We start from the raw sequence: 16,966 nt of genomic DNA on the forward strand, positions 1-16,966 counted from the left end.
ATATAACGCCTGCTTCTATTATCTTCTTGATTTTTTCATTGGCATCTAATTTGCATACCACTTAGAAAGAGCATTTATCAGCAAGCTTTGCCGTTACAAAAACGGAGCGTAATTTTCAGAATTACAAATTTGTAATTCTGAACACATTTCGTGATCAATGTGGTATTATATAATTACACCAAGAACATCAAGTCTGCAAAATAAATTTGAAATGAGGTAATTATTATGAAAAAAATGATATCTTGTCTTGCAATACTCACATTATTAGCTTCCACGGTTTCATGCGGAAGTACAGAAAGCGGCGCAACGACCAAAAACTTAACATCTTCCCAAAAAACTACAACTGTAACAACAACTACATCTGTTACATCAAAAGATAATAAGATAACAACGACTGCTGCAAATAAAAAATCTGATAATATAAAATCTGAAAACAAAGGAAACAGCACCACAACAGGAGCTGCAAAGCTCGGAAATAGTATCTTCGGTGGTTATGTCACAGCTGATACAGCAATAAAAAAGGCAGCAGATGCAAATTCTGAAACGCTGCTGACAATCCCTGACAGAACGCAGATAGGCGTATTTGAGAGCGGTATTGACGGTTGGTTTATGACAGATTTCAAGGACACAGTAGGTTACATCCCCGCAAACAATGTCAAAGAAATTACTCCTTATGATCCGGCACTCGGCGGTGATAATGTACTTGGCGGCTCTGTTACCAAAGATGTCAATCTGATGAGCGGCATACATTCCTATGCAACGAGCCTTATCACGATCCCGAACGGCACACAGGTTAATTATTATCTACTCCCTTCGGATGCAAACTGGTGTGTTGTAAATTATCAGTATAATGTAGGCTATGTGGAAAGCAAATATATCAAAGCAATAGAGAATTACGATATGACCGGTGAATCTTCCATAGCAAAACATTCAGGTGATGATTTTCTCGGTACATGGAGTGTAGGTAGAATTTATATCACCATTGTAAAAAGCGGTGCAGGTTACGAAGCATCTGTCAAATGGTCGAGCAGTGCGGCAGAATCGACGAACTGGACATATAGTTGTGAATTCAACGGTAAATACCTCGATTCTACAAACGGCCGCTGTGTTGATTCGATTTATGATGAGAACGGAAATGAATCTAACACCGTACGTTATACCAACGGATGTGCACATTTCCGACTCAATGGCAATGGTAATCTGATCTGGGAGGAATTAAGGGATAATACTGTTGGCGATGATACAGAATTAATGAAGATTTCCTGATATAAATTTCTGCTTCTTCACGATGTGCAAATATAAGAATGTACAGCTATCTTGCATATTTTGCTGTCAGCCGTGATAAACGCTCCTCAGGTATCGGCAGTCAGGCGTTACAGTTTCTACGACGATACCGAATTCACCATAGCCTGCTCCGCACCTGTTTTCGACAAAGAAGGATTTGAACGCTTTACTGCGTATCTCAGTTCTATTGTCCCCGACCATATACCAAAACTCTACAGAAAATGAAAGGCAGCCCATTACGGGCTGCTTTACTCATATCTTCCTGTTACAATTTATCGAACCTCTATCAAGTTTTCAAAAAAAGATTTTAAGAAAAAACGGACAAACGGACAATCCAAATCCGTTTTATTCTATTTATTATAAGAAAGTCAAATCAGAAATATGTTTCCAAAATCATTTCTGTTTATCAAACAAATAAACCAGTGTAACCGCCAGTATTTACAAGTGTTCTCAGGCCTCAGTTGGCTGAAGTGTATTCATTATCTCTGAAGAGAAGCATTTTTTCTCTTAACTGTGTTTCAGGAGTTGATAAATGAATAAGTCCTAATTGTCTAAGAAGATTACTTGAAGAGACAGCCAGCATGTGATATAATAAAAGCAACTCAAAACGGTAGGTGTATAATATGGCTTATCTTGTTTCTCATCTATGGCTGCTGTATCTGCTCTCGCTTATACTCGCCGGTATCGCTTATGCAGTGATCGATATATCTGATCTTTCCATCGGAGATTTTATACTATCGGCGATATATGCAGCGATACCTGAACTGATTGCAATATCGAGCATATATTTTTATCGTAAAGGATACTTGATCCTTGCAGTAATTGTCGCTGTTCTGTGCTGTATAGCAGCTGCCGCAGCTGTATTGTTATTCTTTGTAACTGCAAAAAGCAGTACTTATGCTCATATTCCTTCAATTATTACCGGTATCATCTCAGGAATACTTGGTGTTGTATCTTGCATACTATGCCGTTTCTCCTTTGCAGGTAATACTACTCAGATAATTCTCACATCATGCTGTCTGTGCGGAATGATAAGTGTAGCATACATGATAGGCTATCTTACGGCATTCGGTAAAGGAATGGGAGGACCGTGATGTGTATATGCTTGCGCCAAACTTCTAAAATCCACCCGTTATGTCTTAAATATTTGAAAAGGAGGTCACGCTATGAAAAAGAAACTTTCTGCATTACTCGGCTGTGTGCTGTTGCTGAACATGATCAGCATTCCGATTCCTGCATCAGCACAAACACTTACCAATGATACAAAACATTATTACGAAGACTGGAAAGAAACTTATCTGCGTCAAAATCCATACGTCAAAGATGAAACGCAATATTATGTGTTCTACGGAGAAAAGGAATATGCGGAAGCACATTCCACGGTTGAGGTCACTGTTTCCGAAGCGCACGGCTACGGTATGCTGATCACGGCTCTGATGTCAGACTATGACAGCGAAGCCAAAAACATTTTCGACGGTATGTACCATTATTATCTGGCGCATCCGAGCAGCATCGGCTCACATCTGATGGCGTGGCAGCAGAGTGACAACGGCAAGGCACTCGTAGATTCCAACGGTGCGGATTCTGCAACGGACGGGGATCTGGACATTGCCTATGCATTGCTGCTGGCGGATAAGGTCTGGGGAAGCAGCGGCGAAATCAATTATAGGCAGGCGGCAGAGCTTGTGATCGATGACATTATGAAATATGATGTGAGTCATGATGATAACATTCTGCGGCTCGGTGACTGGGCATACGATGTCGATAAAAATGACAAATATTACACCGCGACACGCGCTTCGGATTTCATCATGCAGTATTTTCCGGTGTTTTACGAAGTGACCGGCGATGAACGCTGGATGCAGCTTTATGACAACACCTACAGCATCATTAATCATTTTGTGGAGAAATATCAGACAGGTCTGCTGCCTGATTTCATCATCAAGGACAGCAGCGGCGAGTGGATACCCGCGCCTGCAAACTTCCTTGAAAATGAAAACGACGGTGTCTACGAATACAATTCCTGCCGTGTTCCGTGGCGTATCAGCACTGATGCGCTCGTCGGCAAAAACGAAGATGCCAAAAAGTATGCGGAAACAGTCAACGCATTTATCGTAAAGGAAACAGGCTGCAACCCCGAAAAGATCATGGCGGGCTATACACCGGACGGCAAAGCAGTCGCAGACTGGGACGATCTTTGTTTTACTGCGCCGCTGATGCTTTCCGCTGCAGCTTCCGGAGATACCAAGTGGCATGATACGATACGCAAAGAGGTTCTGGACATCGGCGTAGATTCCTATTTTGGTAATACGATCGCCATGCTTTGCCTGATTACCGATGACGGAGGCTGGCTTGTGCCGGAAACAACAGCAGCAAAGCTGAACGGCGATGTAAACAATGACGGCGAATTCAATGTTTCCGATGTGGTACTGTTTCAGAAATGGCTTTTGGCTGTTCCAAATGTCGAACTGAAGAACTGGAAAGCCGGAGATCTCTGCGAGGATGACAGACTTGATGTATTCGATATGATCGCAATGAGGAAGCATCTTATAGCAGGTCAATCAATTACTAAGGAAATACTATGAAATGGATAACACTTATTGGTGATGATACGCTCACACTTAAACTTATAAAAGATATGAAACATACCGGAGCATTAAAAGCATACGATGTAAAAACGAACCGCTTCTGCTTAGAGTACTCCGACGGTCATATTTTATACGACTTTGATACAGATCTTTCTGACTGGCAGGATGATCTCGCAGATCTGCCATTCAAGGCCACCTGCTGTATTATGATGATATATACCAACTCTAAGAATGTCAGAAATGAACTTCTTCAACCAGATTTTCCTCAGAACGTTTATGTCGATAATGACCATGGGATTATTCTTCCTTTAAAAGAATATATAGCTGTCGGAATGCCTATGGATGACTGAAAATGAAGAAACAGGAGAATATACCAATGAGAACTTACATAATAGACGGTAACAACTTTTCTGACCTTGAAGGTTTCTACTGTGAAGTTGACCATATAATGACAAAAGGACTTGACTTCAAGACAGGTCATAATCTCAACGCATTCAGAGATATACTGTACGGCGGATTAGGATGTCACGAACCGGAAGAACCCTTTGTGATAAAATGGCTTCATTACGAAAAAAGCAGAGCAGATCTTGGAGACAGCGTTATGCTGGCTATACTTGATAATATCGCTGACCACGACAACAGCGGTTATGACTGCAAACTGGAAATACACCATTAAAGAAATATCTTTTTTAATAACACACAGAGGTGATGATAATTGATAGATGCAATGATGAATTTCAGCAAAAAAGCTATGGAGCGACCTGACTTCTTTATCAGGTGCCAACGCGATCTTGAAGACGCTGTTCCGGAGCTTGTCACTGAAGTAAAAAATAAGTTTCTTGTTCCGCGGACAGCTAAACAGATACGAAACCTTTCCGGGAGAGATTTGATATTGAACTTCCTGATGATATAAATGATTATATAAGCTTATTCTGGCATACGTCGATCTACGGAGCATGTGATTGTTATAAGCAGAAAGAAAGCGGTGACGGATACTATAAATTTGATGAAGGACTGGTATTGTTTCCGGTGCTGAAGCATAAAGGCGAATCAGATGATGACGTGCTTTTTCAGAAGAACGGTGTTTATGAACTCACTGAAGAACTGTACGAGGATTATGAGGAAGATGAAGACGCTCACTTTCATGATATTCTCGCAAAAGAAGTAAAGAATTATATATGTATTGGCTGGACAGAGTATTCTGCTTTTAAAATCTTATATAAAGTCCCGACAGGAGAAATATACCTTGAAAGTATGGCAGAAAACAAAGTGGCTGACGATAAACCCATTGCGGGTTCATTGTCTGAATTGATAAATAAGCTTTATTTTCTGAACTGAATTGCCGATACATATAAGAGAATCGGTAAGTTCACGAAAAGTGAGGTCATGGAGCTTTGTCCTACAATCAGTAAGGCTTCTGTCGAGAATTCAATAAAGCAGCTGGTTGAACAGGGACTTTTATTAAAGCATGGCAGCGGTCGAAGCACTTTCTATACAAGAAGCGATATATGAATGGAGAATGGATATGAATTTTTTATGCAAATGCTGCAAATCGCGTGTAACTGAGGACAAACGTCCTGAATATATAGAGTCTGCAGGAATCCATAAAAGAGGCTATCACATGGAATGGGCTGTTTTCGATGAAGAAGAAAACAGTAAACCAATCAATGAGAGAAAATGGTCAGAGACAAATATTACTCCGAAGGTCGGAGACAAGCGCATACTCAGGGTAAAAGCTCCCTTCGATGTGGAGATAGGAGCAGTATTCACAAATGTATATGAACCATGGCAAATGTTTCTCAACGGCTGGGACAGTGCCGCGTCTCCTGAGGATATATACAAAGCCGCAGCTGTGCTCTGCCGCTTCGAGGAAGTTCTGTGTGCAGATGATTTTTCAGCCTTCATAAGTGTTGAGATACTGAACGTCATGCCCCTTTACGAATTATACAAATACATTCCCGAAACCGTAACTGCTGACCGTTTTTTTCGAGGAATTCGGCTCACATGAAGAAGAAGTCCATACCGAATTCGAGAACGAACATCTGCTGTATCGTTACTGGAGCGCTCAGGGCGATGTCGCAGAAACCCAGCTCATATACACGGAAGACAACGGAAAACGCCACGAAGTAATGACCAGCTGGTACGGAATGCATGATGACTTTTATTATTTCTGCAATATCGTCAACGAGTAAAGAAACGGGAGAAACATAATGGAGCTAAGAATATTACAGCAGGATTCGGAAGATAAACGCATTGCAGACGCCATAAACGAAGAAGCCTTTCCCGAATGTGAAAGGAACTCCCTTGACGACCTGTACGCTTCCGATACAAGCGAAAAACTCGATATGCTGGGCATATATGATAATGATACCATCGTCGGATTCTTCACGGTGCGCAAATACGAGAATATACGCTATCTTGCATATTTTGCTGTCAGCCGTGAGAAACGCTCCTCCGGTATCGGCAGTCAGGCTTTACAGTTTCTGAAAGAACGCTATCATGGCACACAGATAGTGACCGAATTCGAGGCACCTGATGATAGTTGCGATAACAATTCCCTACGACTTCGCAGACGCGATTTTTACCTGAGAAATGGATTTTACGAAACAGGCTGGTATAGCTTCTATGACGATACCGAGTTCACCATAGCCAGCTCCGCACCTGTTTTTGACAAAGAAGGATTTGAACGCTTTACTACATATCTCAGTTCTATAGTCCACGATCATATACCAAAGCTCTACAGAAAATAAATGGCAGCCTTTTTATGGCTGCCTTAGTTCTTATATTCAGAGTTATAATATCAGCTTTGAAATATATCATTTCTCCTAAAACCTGTGGTGAATCAGAGATAAATAACTATGTTTTTGTGATTTTCAAATGATTATTCGCTATAAAAATGTGATTTTATCTCGATTTTTGGCTGAGATTATTGTATTATAAATGTAACAGGAGGTGCGTTTGTATGTATATGTCTCGTAAAATAGATAAATTTCTCAGCGATTGGAAGGCTGAGCCTGACAGGAAGCCTCTTATAGTAAAAGGTTCTCGTCAAGTCGGCAAGACCGAGTCCATAAAACACTTTGCAGAAAAAACTACGAAAGCATAATAGAGATAAACTTCGTAGAAGAGCCAAAATATATGATGATCACTTCCGACGGTTACAAGACAGATGATATTATAAAAAACATCTCGCTCATGCAGAAGGCGTAGATCAAACACGAATCATTAATGTGTTCAATCGTATAGCTCCGCAGCTTGCTAAGGAGAATAAGAAGTTTCAGATCTCGAAGGTTGCTTCAGGAGCTCGTTTCCGTGACTATCGCGGCTGCGTGGAGTGGCTCGTTGACGCAGGTATGGTGAATACTTGTTATTGTCTGAACTTCCCTGAACTGCCATTAAAGGGCAACTATGATGAAGATAAATTCAAGCTCTATTTCGCAGACAGCGGTCTACTTGTAGCAATGCTTGACGACGAAGCACAGGATGATCTCCGCGCCAATAAGAATCTCGGCGTATATAAAGGAGCTCTTTATGAAAACATCGTAGGCGAAGCTCTTGTCAAAAGCGGCTGTGATCTGTATTATTATCGCCGTGAGGATTCCACACTTGAACAGGATTTCTTCATGAGAACTACAGATTGTCTGGTTCCTGTTGAGGTAAAAGCTGAGAATGGCAAAGCTAAGTCTCTGAAAACGCTGATAAACTCAGATAAATATGCTGATATTCAATTCGGAGTTAAGCTGTTCAATGGTAATATCGGCTATTCGGACAATGTGTATTCATTCCCGTATTTCTGTGCATTTCTGCTTAAAGAGTTCCTGAGGACAAAATAATGATTATAAAATTGGGGAAGTCGATTCAAAATCCGACTTCCTTTTTTATGTCGTAAAACTTAATAAGACTAGAAAAATGGTAGCTACCCCTTGTTCCTGCCTGTCATGTAGATAGGTCTTCATCAGAATTTAGCTGTTTTACACTATCGGCAAGAAAGCGACAATTATTCATGGGTATTCTCGCCAATAATATGAATTGTGTTATAATCCAAAGATACTATTGAATTATTCGTGTAAATATACATATAAAATCAATAATATCCTCTTGATTTTTACATGAATATATGCTATAATAATTCTGAAAATAACATGGGAGGTGCTGATATGTACCGAAAGATATCCGAATATCTGGCAGAATGGAAGGAAAGTCCCAATCGTAAGCCGCTTTTACTTCAGGGAGCAAGACAGGTCGGCAAGACCTACGCTTTGCTTGAATTCGGTAGAAACAACTACGACAATGTAGCGTACTTCAATTTTGAGACTGATCCGAAGCTTGCAGATACATTTGCTGAAAATATAAGTCCTGCATATCTGCTGCCGATACTTTCGCATATTGCAGGAACAACTATCGTTTCCGAAAAAACGCTGATAATTCTTGACGAGGTACAGCTATGCGAACGAGCTCTTACTTCACTCAAATACTTCTGCGAGGAAGCTCCACAGTATCATATCATTGTTGCAGGAAGTTTGCTGGGAGTTGCTGTAAACCGTAAGCAGTTCTCTTTCCCTGTCGGAAAGGTCGATATAAAAACAATGTATCCAATGGATATGGAGGAATTCCTGCTTGCTTTAGGTGAGGAAGCTCTTGTCAAGAAGATACGTAATCACTTTGAGGACGGTACTCCTATGCCAAGTGCTTTGCATGATTCTGCTATGCAGTTATACCGTCAATATCTGATAGTCGGCGGAATGCCGGAGTGCGTTCAGCAGTTTGCTCAGACGAAGGACTTTCTGCTTGTGCGTCACACTCAGGACACCATTCTGCTCGGATATCTTAACGATATGAGCAAGTACAACACCACAAACGAGATTAAGAAAACACGCCTGTGCTACGACAATATCACCGTTCAGCTTTCCAAGAAGAATACCCGTTTCCAGTATAAGCTGATAAAGAAAGGAGCAAGAGCTTCGGAATTTGAAAACGCTATCGAATGGCTCAGCCTTTCGGGTATCGTTTCTCAGGTGTACAGGGCAGAGCAGATAAAGAAGCCGCTTGAGAACTACAAGGATATCGATTCATTTAAGATATATGTCTCAGACCTTGGACTGCTTTGTGCAAAAAAGGAGCTGAATGCTAATGATGTACTGTATATGGTTGATGATATCAATGAGTTCAAAGGTGGTATGACCGAGAATTATGTTAACAATCAACTGGTCATGAATGGCTACCACACATACTACTGGGCATCTGACCGTGGTGCTGAGGTCGATTTTATCATTCAGCGCGACGGGAAGCTTATTCCTATTGAAGTCAAGAGCGCCGACAACACAAAAGCCAAAAGCCTGCGTGTTTATATGGATACTTTCAAGCCTGAATATGCGATAAAGCTGTCCGCAAAGAACTTTGCAATTGAGGATAACAAGAAGATCGTTCCGTTGTATGCAGCATTTTGCATATAAAAAAGTTATGACCGCAGAATTAACTGCGGTCTTTTTTACAACAAAAAAGTCCCCAAATCCGAATTATTGCTTATTTACGGTAGGTGGAAGCAGTGAACTAAGATCGTTTATTGTTGTCAGATTAAGAGTTGCTTTAACATTTTCTTTGTGATCCCATGCTCACGGTACAGCGGCAGAAACACACTGTAAAGGTCATAGAACTCAAATAGCCCCGGAAGATGAAAATAAGCTTTATTTTTTGCAGTGTTTTTCATATATGATCATACCATTTTCTTTAATTTCAGGCTATCAAACTGCATATACTCACTGCACTTCAAGACCCTTTAACAGGTTTTTATGATTGCCTTTATAGTTTTTTAACATGAGCTTACCTGCGTCGTCTGCATTCACCTTATAGAGCCTTATCTCAGTTGCTTTCAGATGATAGCATTTATCGCCGAGCTTTAAGGCAAACGAAAAATCATTTTCTACCATGCCCACTTGGATAATAAATTCTCCTTGCAAAGAGTCATCGCATTTATTATAAGCCTCACCAAAAGTCTCTGAAACTTCATCCTCGTTAAAGTAAATAAAAGCTGCATATCTGTGCTGTTCGCTTTCAAATCTGATGAAAACATCTTTAATTCGCGCAGGTTCCATATCCTCTTTCCACTCGTTGTCGGATAATATCTTTTCTCCATTGAAGAAATTGCAGATAGTCTTTGTGATTTTCAAGCTGTCATTTTCAGTGCAGAATACCGGATGATATCTGAAACGCTTCAGATAATCATTAATCGTATCAAGAGATGGTTTTTTTGTTACTCTGTACTCATTTATATCGATTTTGTATTCTGAAATGAGATCAGAAAATTCATGCCCATAATCGTTTGTCACTTCGCCCTGCAAAGGGTAATCAATCATGATATTATGTATCTGATTACGAATATTATGAAACATCAGGACTTTTCCTCTCGGCATGATGCGGAATTCAATATCATCAAGTCCAAAACGTTCAGTATCATCGAAATAGTGGTTAAGTTCCTTGGATAATGAGTTATATACCCTGTAAGTCTTTCCGTCAGAAAGATCATGCCAAGCAAGTTTCACATAGTTTGGCACAAAGACTGAGGTATCATTAATATCTCCGTCATCTGTAAATCCGAGGCATCCGCACAGTAATCCAGATGGGCTTATATCGGCTATTTCATCAGGGAATTCAAATTGTCCCTCCAGTAATAAACAATTAAGCTTTTCATGCGTTCTGACAACAATACTTTTGCATCCGTATACATCCCAATGCTCTAATTCTTCCCGACTTGCATCAAGTTCCTTTGCTTCCCATGAGTCGATCTTTTCAAGCATACCTGCTCTGAACATAGATTTTCTGTAGTCTTCTTCGCTCATTTTGGCCCATCGTGCAGATTCTTTAAAAGAATCGCCCGACAGAAACGACTTCCTGTTAGCAAATATATTTTTAAGACCGATGCAAGCTGCTAAAAACAAAACTACATGCAGACCAGTCTGCCTACTGTCGTACGCCCAAAACTTTATAAGAAAATAGGATATCACCCCGTAAAGAACAGACGCTGCCGTATTAAAAATACTGCGGAAAGCCCGCGCCATACCGTTTCCGGCAGGGTCACTATGTGGATAATATGGTGCAAAATTAAACCAGTAGTAGTCAAAGGCCATTATTTCTATCATAGAGAAAAACGGCGATTTTTTGGCGGTATAATATATCGCTGCCAGCTGTGTGGTCAATGTGAGCAATAAAAACGATGTCAAAAGAAGAACTTGAAGTCTTTTGACAGGTGTGTACAGTTCTTTTATAGCTACACCTGCAAAGCTGAATACGATACACACCACCAATAGTAAAACGAACGCGACCATAATTCCTTGTCACCCTCTTTAAATCATATATCAGCATTAATAGTTGCTTTTACTTCAGTCATGATCTGTGCTGTCATCTTGATATTCAAATTATAACACACCTTAAAAGCATTTACAATATCTATTATCAGTAAAGAGTAAACAACATAAAAGCATGAAACATTAATGCCAGCCAGAGTGATATAATCCACTTAGTGTTGACACGCTAACAAATATCTACAGAAAATGAAAGGCAGCACATTACGGGCTGCTTTACTCATATCTTCCTGTAACAATTTATCGAATCTCTATAAAGTTTTAAAAAATGATTTTAAGAAAAAAATGGACAATCCAAATCAGTTTTATGCTATTTATTATAAGAAAGTCGAATCAGAAATATGTTTCCAAAAGCATTTCTGTTTATCAAACAAATAAACCAGTGTAACCACCAATATTTACAAGTGTTCTCATGCCCCAGTTGGCTGGGGTATATTCATTATCTCTAGAGAGAAGCATTTTTTCTCTTAACTGTGTTTCAGGAGTTGATAAATGAATAAGTCCTAATTGTCTAAGAAGATTACTTGAAGTAACCAAAAATGGTTCGAATGGAAATTTTGCTCCTGCTGGAACAGTCTTATTATTATCATTATAAAGAGTTACTGTTACAAGCGCAGTATATCCACGCTCTAAAAAGCATTCCTGCAGTTACTCCTTCATGACTTTCCTGCGAATAAGAATCATCAGATGTCAGAACGGTTTGATAATTTGCTAATGGTTTTATACCGCTTATCCAGATATCAGGTGAACTCGATAGTGTTCCTCCAGCTGGAACAGTACCGTAATTTGAAAGATTCGGACGCATAAATACTTTTTCAAAACTAGCCATAATTATTTTCCTTTCTGTTATTAAAAATATTGCGATTTAAATTTAGAATATTTTATATCGACTCACATAATGTATTATCATCAAATAATTGTTTTTCATCTGCAAGAGCCTGCATTGAAAGTATAAAATATGATGCAGGTACTGCCGTTCCAGCAATAATATCACCTACTACAGGTACGATTCCGGATACACCCTCGGTTGCACTTATTAATGACGTTAAAAGACCTATTTTCAGACAGCATACCAAAGGTGGAATTATATTGAGAAAATAATCATATACTCCTGGTTTTTGTGATGGCATACATAAAGCACAAATTGCAGCAGCTTCAAAAAGTACTCCATAAATAAGAGTAATGACTTTTGGAACATCACAGGATGAATTTTCAGGCATTTTTCTTTCCAGTATTAGGAATATCAAATCCAAAATAACTCCTCCACAGACAAAACCATAATTTACCCATTCAGCAACAGACGGATCAGTAAACCAGCACACTGCACTTGCCAAAGCCCATATAACTTCGCATGCAAAGCAGCCTATATTAGTCGAAAACGGCAATGCCGCTCCTACAATAGCCAAACTATCACCGTATGCAGAAATATAATAGTAAATACAGCTTGAAATTCCATTGATTAAATGTAAAACAGATCTCACCCACGTCGGTGCAATCACAGATGCTGCACTTACTTCTGTAATAGAAGTTTGCTTACCTAAGATCGCAGATTTATATAAATCTGCATTTATATACTTCTTAAATTCATTAAACTCTTCTTCATTCGCAATAGGAGCTTTATTGTTAATTACTTTATATATAACAGTAGCAGGAAGAGCCATGATAAGACTAAAAACTCCTGAAACAGTTAGTTTATCACCTTTTGTTATCATACTGAAAAACGTTGAAAGGAACGGAAGTTTGATTTCTTGTGTCAGCAATGTATAAATGGTTTTAACTAACTTACGGCATAATTCAATAATCACATTCACAACAGCTTTTGCAGCGGATACAACAGCAATAGCCAATCCTTCAAAGAGCTTTATAAGTCCACAAAACATGTTATTGAACATATTGTCTCTTCCTTCAAATACATAACTAAAGTATTTAAAAGCTTCTTTGAAAGCATCTATTTGCTCAACCTCATCAACAAAATCACTTAGAATTTTCATAAAGTCTTCTTTTTCGCCTTCAAAAGAGTCATATAGTTCTGCTGCTGATAAATCTTCAACCGTTGAGATAGATGGTATATCCCTGTGTATATACTGATTATAAAGGAAATTATTAGATGTATTATATCTTGTCAAATCTTCATTTTCAATTTTGCCATTTCCAGAAATCACAGCTCCTAACGAAAGATTTGGATCAAGCTTTTTCAAAAATTTATCTGATGTTTCAGAAATTAGAGATTTCATATTATCAAGATAACTGTCCGCTTTTTCTTCAATATATTCAAGCGTACTATCAGCACATTCAAAAATCTGATCCATACAATAATCAATCGTCTTTTTGGTTCTTAAAATATCATTCCAATTGAAAATATATCCTAACCACTGGAAAACATCGGTAAAGAATACTTTAACTTCATTAAATACACTTTCAACTACATCCCAGACTTGTTGTGCTGTATCAACAATCTGAGTAAAAAGATATTTCACCTTGTCCTTGACATATGTAATAACTGTTTTTACAGTATCTTTTACAACAGTTACCACAACTTCAACAACATCAACTATTTTTTCAGCAACTGCTCTGAAAAAATCTCCTATTCGCTGGAAAAAAGATTTTCCAAGAGTAGCTTGATCATTCACATTTTTTAACAGTAAATCTATTTCTTCCTGTGATTTCAAAGAATATGTGATCTTATTTCCTTCTTTTTTCAGACTCCAGCCTCCTGATTTTTCAAGAACACTAGTTGGGATTATTCGTGGATGAGTATTTATCTGATCCAGTTTTATCCACTTAACTTCATTTGAAAGTGTACTGTTATAATTGGATGCTGGTATCAAAGCCACACATTCCTTTAGAGCTTCCGCAAGACTTTGAGCTGTTTCTTCATCTCTATATTCATCCGATAAAAGAGGCGTTCCATCATTCTTTTTCGCATTAAGCAATCCATCTGCATCAATGTTTTTAAGAACATTCTGCACAGGAGAATATTGAGAAATGGCTACAACCGATTTATCTTCAAAAACACTTTGGCCATTTTTAAAATTATCGGCAAAAGAAACATATATTTCAGGTATACTTAACATACATGTTTCCTGTGCAATATATGCCATACCATTTTCATTTGTATAACATGAAAACTTGTTGTCCGGTCCTATCATTACACTCTCGCCGTTAATTTCAACTCGTGTCTCCTCATTGCTCCATATTGAAATTTTAGCATTAGGATATGTTAGTCCGCATGAATCATAAGCACTTATTTCAATCATATATGATTTATATTCATATACTTCATTAACAGTCTGCAAGCCTATTTCCTGTATATTCCAATTGCTTGATGCGTTTTCCAATATCATCTGAATCACTTTTTTATTGCTGTTACAAAGCACAGATAATAATCCACCATTACAGTCTGAAATACAAAAGTCTGATATATTACTGATAATCGGAGATAAAATAGTAACCTCAGAATCAGCTGTGATATAAAAGCCATGGTGTACATTTGAATTAGTATCAAGAGTAATAATATGCATTCCAATGTTATCTTCAAAATGGAGTCTTGCCTTGGAAAAATCAGCACTATAAGTATATTGCGACCATTTATTTGAATTAGTATTGAAAATATATAGTTGTTTATCAACTATGATCGAAATAATATCTGATTTTGTTGTCGGATCAAATGAAGAATAGATATCCGTACAGTTTCCATTTACAGAAATAGAAGTATAGTTTTCAATCTGACCTGACAGTGCATGTATACCTATCAGCTGATTTCCGAAAAAAGCTATTACAGGATCACTTTCATCTGACAGAAGCCAAACAAAGTTTAAAGATGATACTGTTATACCGGTAGTGTTTAAGACAGTGCTTTCATTTTGCCATTTTCCGCATAAAACATGCAAATCACTTTCGCTTTCACTTATCCCCACCTGCATTATAACGGCTATCCATACTTCTGTTCCTATTTTTCTAACAGAAAGTCCACATATTTTTATCGCTTGATATGGAAGATTAATGTTAACTTTTTTGGGCGGCTCAAAATTATCATTATCTTTTTGCTTTAAAGAAAAAAACAACTCTTCAACCTGAGATGAAAAAACTATAATATCCCCGTTATCACAGATAACTGAAGAAATCAAAGCTCCATGAACATCAAGTTTAATAGAATCATAACCTGTACTGCTTTCTTTATTATGATAAAAGCTTTCTGCATATCCATCTGTTCTCATACAGAAAAAATCATCTAGATTATGTTCATTTCTGATGCTTTGCAGCTGCTCCCCCATTTCAATAGGCTTAGAAAGTCTATAATTCTGCATAAATTTGGTATAAACTGTACAATATCCTTTTTTATTATCGATACTATTATTTTCTTTCATAAAAAACTCCTTATATGTTTTTTGCAGCAGATATGTTAATGTTAGTTGTATAGCATTTAATAAAAACTTATATTATCATTGGTCTTCCCCCTTTTATCAGATGATAAAATATAAAAGCGTACTCAAAGGGACATAGTTACTCCCTTTAGTACGCTTTAATCAAAAAAATCATATTATTATGAAGCAATGTTGTATATCGATTATTATTCATATATTATCAACTCTTTTACAACGAAATCTGGAATTATAGAAATAGAATAAATGAATTTATGATTCATTATATCACGTTTAACACAAGAGCATATTGCCAAAACGTGAACAGCAGGTAAATTTCATGTTAATTTTATTCATTTTCTTTCAACATGTATAATGTTTTATATTGCTTTTGTATATCAAACATACTATTCATCCTAAAAACAGAAACTTAAACCTTTCTTATTAATTTATGAATTCACATTAAAAACATAACCTACTTCGAGTCAGATTTCGACAAAAAAGTTTTTGAACGCTTTACTGCATATCTCAGTTCTATAGTAAAAAATCTTACGAGCCTCACTAATTTTTTAGTGGGCCATTCTTTATTTCTTTAAACGCCCTCAATATTTCGTAATTATTTTTTAACAATTCTTACCAATTCTGATCTATACATTGTTTCTAATGCTGTGCTATTAATAAATGCTTTTTTTAGAGCAAATAAGAGTTCAACATTATGTGTGTACTCATAAAGAACCTTACCAAATACATCATAATGCGCTATTATCTAAACGAAGAAATACAGCAAATTTCATGTAAATCCCGCCATTATAAACAGCCCTTACACAGCCAAAAGAAAACGGCATATAGCCATATTTCCCTATATTTACAGCTTTTACGGGCATAAAAAAGAACCCTTATTTTGTATTAAAATAAGGGATCCGATATGGTTGCGGCGGCTGGATTTGAACTTTGCCCCAACTGTATAAACCGCCTGAAATCAGGCATTTAATAACCTATTTTGTGTGACGCGTGTGATTTTGAATGGGAAAAAGTAATTCGTGTGACGCATTTACTTAGCTATATATCGTCGCTTACGCCACTTCTTCAAGGATTAAGAACTATTCCGTTGAAATATCCGTCTATTATCTTATCAATTTTCTTGCGTTCAGAACTGAATGTCTGCTGATATACAGACTTCAATACACTGTCTGTAGACCAACCTCCACGCTCCATTGCATACTTATCCGGAATGCCAAGCATTAACATTATTGAAATGAGATTGAGGGAATCCGCACGACAAACACCCGTCTGATACAGCTTGTCCGCGATAAGACGACTCCTCGCAACCGTGATATATGAACGAAGAATTCCCCTCGCGGAGACTTTCTGTATC

18 protein-coding genes are annotated in these 16,966 nt (G+C 37.9%); 12 read left to right on the top strand and 6 right to left on the bottom strand.

The window, feature by feature from the left end:
• The first annotated feature begins 225 nt into the window (after positions 1-225).
• Positions 226-1,266 carry an SH3 domain-containing protein gene (locus tag BUB28_RS05505; protein WP_072949634.1) on the top strand — a complete coding sequence of 347 codons (1,041 nt, stop codon included), beginning with the start codon at positions 226-228 and terminating at the stop codon, positions 1,264-1,266.
• A 66-nt stretch (positions 1,267-1,332) separates the two neighbouring features.
• On the opposite strand, the gene BUB28_RS16980 is transcribed toward BUB28_RS05505, so the two are convergent.
• On the bottom strand, positions 1,333-1,485 hold the full coding sequence (locus BUB28_RS16980; protein ID WP_175547803.1) for a hypothetical protein: 153 nt from the start codon (positions 1,483-1,485) through the stop codon (positions 1,333-1,335).
• A 422-nt stretch (positions 1,486-1,907) separates the two neighbouring features.
• Here BUB28_RS16980 and BUB28_RS05515 point away from each other — a divergent pair, with 422 nt between their 5' ends.
• The 7 genes from BUB28_RS05515 to BUB28_RS05545 all read left to right on the top strand — a co-directional run bounded on the left by BUB28_RS05515 (position 1,908) and on the right by BUB28_RS05545 (position 5,880).
• Positions 1,908-2,378: a hypothetical protein gene (locus tag BUB28_RS05515; RefSeq protein ID WP_072949637.1), complete on the top strand. Its 471-nt coding sequence runs from the start codon at positions 1,908-1,910 to the stop codon at positions 2,376-2,378.
• A 72-nt stretch (positions 2,379-2,450) separates the two neighbouring features.
• Positions 2,451-3,869, top strand: a complete 1,419-nt coding sequence (locus BUB28_RS05520) for a glycosyl hydrolase family 8 (protein WP_072949639.1) — start codon at positions 2,451-2,453, stop codon at positions 3,867-3,869.
• Complete coding sequence (locus BUB28_RS05525) at positions 3,866-4,222, top strand: hypothetical protein (RefSeq protein ID WP_072949641.1); 357 nt, start codon at positions 3,866-3,868, stop codon at positions 4,220-4,222. The genes BUB28_RS05520 and BUB28_RS05525 overlap by 4 nt, the downstream gene beginning before the upstream one ends.
• Before the next feature lie 26 nt (positions 4,223-4,248).
• A complete protein-coding gene (locus tag BUB28_RS05530; protein ID WP_139277515.1) occupies positions 4,249-4,548 on the top strand; it encodes a barstar family protein in 300 nt (99 codons plus the stop codon).
• Positions 4,549-4,934: 386 nt separating this feature from the next.
• On the top strand, positions 4,935-5,210 hold the full coding sequence (locus tag BUB28_RS05540; protein ID WP_207647080.1) for a hypothetical protein: 276 nt from the start codon (positions 4,935-4,937) through the stop codon (positions 5,208-5,210).
• A gap of 48 nt (positions 5,211-5,258) precedes the next feature.
• Entirely contained in the window at positions 5,259-5,384 is a 126-nt protein-coding gene (locus BUB28_RS17620) for a hypothetical protein (RefSeq protein ID WP_431767971.1), read from the top strand.
• A complete protein-coding gene (locus tag BUB28_RS05545; RefSeq protein ID WP_207647081.1) occupies positions 5,341-5,880 on the top strand; it encodes a hypothetical protein in 540 nt (179 codons plus the stop codon). Before BUB28_RS17620 ends, BUB28_RS05545 begins: the two co-directional genes overlap by 44 nt.
• On the opposite strand, the gene BUB28_RS17230 is transcribed toward BUB28_RS05545, so the two are convergent.
• Positions 5,873-6,025 (bottom strand): hypothetical protein, encoded by a 153-nt coding sequence (locus BUB28_RS17230; protein WP_207647082.1) that lies wholly within the window; start codon positions 6,023-6,025, stop codon positions 5,873-5,875. The genes BUB28_RS05545 and BUB28_RS17230 overlap by 8 nt on opposite strands.
• 57 nt (positions 6,026-6,082) lie before the next feature.
• On the opposite strand from BUB28_RS17230, the gene BUB28_RS05550 reads away from it, so the two are divergent.
• The 4 genes from BUB28_RS05550 to BUB28_RS05560 all read left to right on the top strand — a co-directional run bounded on the left by BUB28_RS05550 (position 6,083) and on the right by BUB28_RS05560 (position 9,325).
• Positions 6,083-6,622 carry a GNAT family N-acetyltransferase gene (locus BUB28_RS05550; protein ID WP_072949648.1) on the top strand — a complete coding sequence of 180 codons (540 nt, stop codon included), beginning with the start codon at positions 6,083-6,085 and terminating at the stop codon, positions 6,620-6,622.
• A 212-nt stretch (positions 6,623-6,834) separates the two neighbouring features.
• Positions 6,835-6,978: a hypothetical protein gene (locus tag BUB28_RS17360; RefSeq protein ID WP_242939940.1), complete on the top strand. Its 144-nt coding sequence runs from the start codon at positions 6,835-6,837 to the stop codon at positions 6,976-6,978.
• A gap of 124 nt (positions 6,979-7,102) precedes the next feature.
• Positions 7,103-7,705, top strand: coding sequence for a DUF4143 domain-containing protein (locus tag BUB28_RS05555; RefSeq protein ID WP_242939941.1), 603 nt, complete (start codon positions 7,103-7,105; stop codon positions 7,703-7,705).
• Positions 7,706-8,029: 324 nt separating this feature from the next.
• Entirely contained in the window at positions 8,030-9,325 is a 1,296-nt protein-coding gene (locus BUB28_RS05560) for an ATP-binding protein (protein ID WP_072949649.1), read from the top strand.
• Between the two features lie 303 nt (positions 9,326-9,628).
• Here the strand turns inward: BUB28_RS05560 and BUB28_RS05565 are convergent, their stop codons facing one another.
• From BUB28_RS05565 to BUB28_RS05580, 4 genes are all read right to left on the bottom strand, one after another.
• Entirely contained in the window at positions 9,629-11,194 is a 1,566-nt protein-coding gene (locus tag BUB28_RS05565; RefSeq protein ID WP_072949651.1) for a hypothetical protein, read from the bottom strand.
• 625 nt (positions 11,195-11,819) lie between these two features.
• On the bottom strand, positions 11,820-12,059 hold the full coding sequence (locus tag BUB28_RS05570; protein WP_072949652.1) for a hypothetical protein: 240 nt from the start codon (positions 12,057-12,059) through the stop codon (positions 11,820-11,822).
• 52 nt (positions 12,060-12,111) lie between these two features.
• A complete protein-coding gene (locus tag BUB28_RS05575; RefSeq protein ID WP_072949654.1) occupies positions 12,112-15,597 on the bottom strand; it encodes a hypothetical protein in 3,486 nt (1,161 codons plus the stop codon).
• Positions 15,598-16,677: 1,080 nt separating this feature from the next.
• A complete protein-coding gene (locus BUB28_RS05580; protein ID WP_242939942.1) occupies positions 16,678-16,839 on the bottom strand; it encodes a hypothetical protein in 162 nt (53 codons plus the stop codon).
• Positions 16,840-16,966 lie beyond the last annotated feature (127 nt).

This window comes from Ruminococcus flavefaciens (genome assembly GCF_900143025.1).
Lineage (GTDB): Bacteria > Bacillota > Clostridia > Oscillospirales > Ruminococcaceae > Ruminococcus > Ruminococcus flavefaciens_I.

What these genes read in the sequence shown, in the direction of transcription:
- BUB28_RS05505 (WP_072949634.1), top strand. Translation starts at nt 226, where the DNA reads ATGAAAAAAATGATATCTTGTCTTGCAATACTCACATTATTAGCTTCC.
- BUB28_RS16980 (WP_175547803.1), bottom strand. Translation starts at nt 1,485, where the DNA reads ATGGTCGGGGACAATAGAACTGAGATACGCAGTAAAGCGTTCAAATCC.
- BUB28_RS05515 (WP_072949637.1), top strand. Translation starts at nt 1,908, where the DNA reads ATGGCTTATCTTGTTTCTCATCTATGGCTGCTGTATCTGCTCTCGCTT.
- BUB28_RS05520 (WP_072949639.1), top strand. Translation starts at nt 2,451, where the DNA reads ATGAAAAAGAAACTTTCTGCATTACTCGGCTGTGTGCTGTTGCTGAAC.
- BUB28_RS05525 (WP_072949641.1), top strand. Translation starts at nt 3,866, where the DNA reads ATGAAATGGATAACACTTATTGGTGATGATACGCTCACACTTAAACTT.
- BUB28_RS05530 (WP_139277515.1), top strand. Translation starts at nt 4,249, where the DNA reads ATGAGAACTTACATAATAGACGGTAACAACTTTTCTGACCTTGAAGGT.
- BUB28_RS17620 (WP_431767971.1), top strand. Translation starts at nt 5,259, where the DNA reads ATGGAGCTTTGTCCTACAATCAGTAAGGCTTCTGTCGAGAATTCAATA.
- BUB28_RS05545 (WP_207647081.1), top strand. Translation starts at nt 5,341, where the DNA reads ATGGCAGCGGTCGAAGCACTTTCTATACAAGAAGCGATATATGAATGG.
- BUB28_RS17230 (WP_207647082.1), bottom strand. Translation starts at nt 6,025, where the DNA reads ATGCATTCCGTACCAGCTGGTCATTACTTCGTGGCGTTTTCCGTTGTC.
- BUB28_RS05550 (WP_072949648.1), top strand. Translation starts at nt 6,083, where the DNA reads ATGGAGCTAAGAATATTACAGCAGGATTCGGAAGATAAACGCATTGCA.
- BUB28_RS17360 (WP_242939940.1), top strand. Translation starts at nt 6,835, where the DNA reads ATGTATATGTCTCGTAAAATAGATAAATTTCTCAGCGATTGGAAGGCT.
- BUB28_RS05560 (WP_072949649.1), top strand. Translation starts at nt 8,030, where the DNA reads ATGTACCGAAAGATATCCGAATATCTGGCAGAATGGAAGGAAAGTCCC.
- BUB28_RS05565 (WP_072949651.1), bottom strand. Translation starts at nt 11,194, where the DNA reads ATGGTCGCGTTCGTTTTACTATTGGTGGTGTGTATCGTATTCAGCTTT.
- BUB28_RS05570 (WP_072949652.1), bottom strand. Translation starts at nt 12,059, where the DNA reads ATGGCTAGTTTTGAAAAAGTATTTATGCGTCCGAATCTTTCAAATTAC.
- BUB28_RS05575 (WP_072949654.1), bottom strand. Translation starts at nt 15,597, where the DNA reads ATGAAAGAAAATAATAGTATCGATAATAAAAAAGGATATTGTACAGTT.
- BUB28_RS05580 (WP_242939942.1), bottom strand. Translation starts at nt 16,839, where the DNA reads ATGTTAATGCTTGGCATTCCGGATAAGTATGCAATGGAGCGTGGAGGT.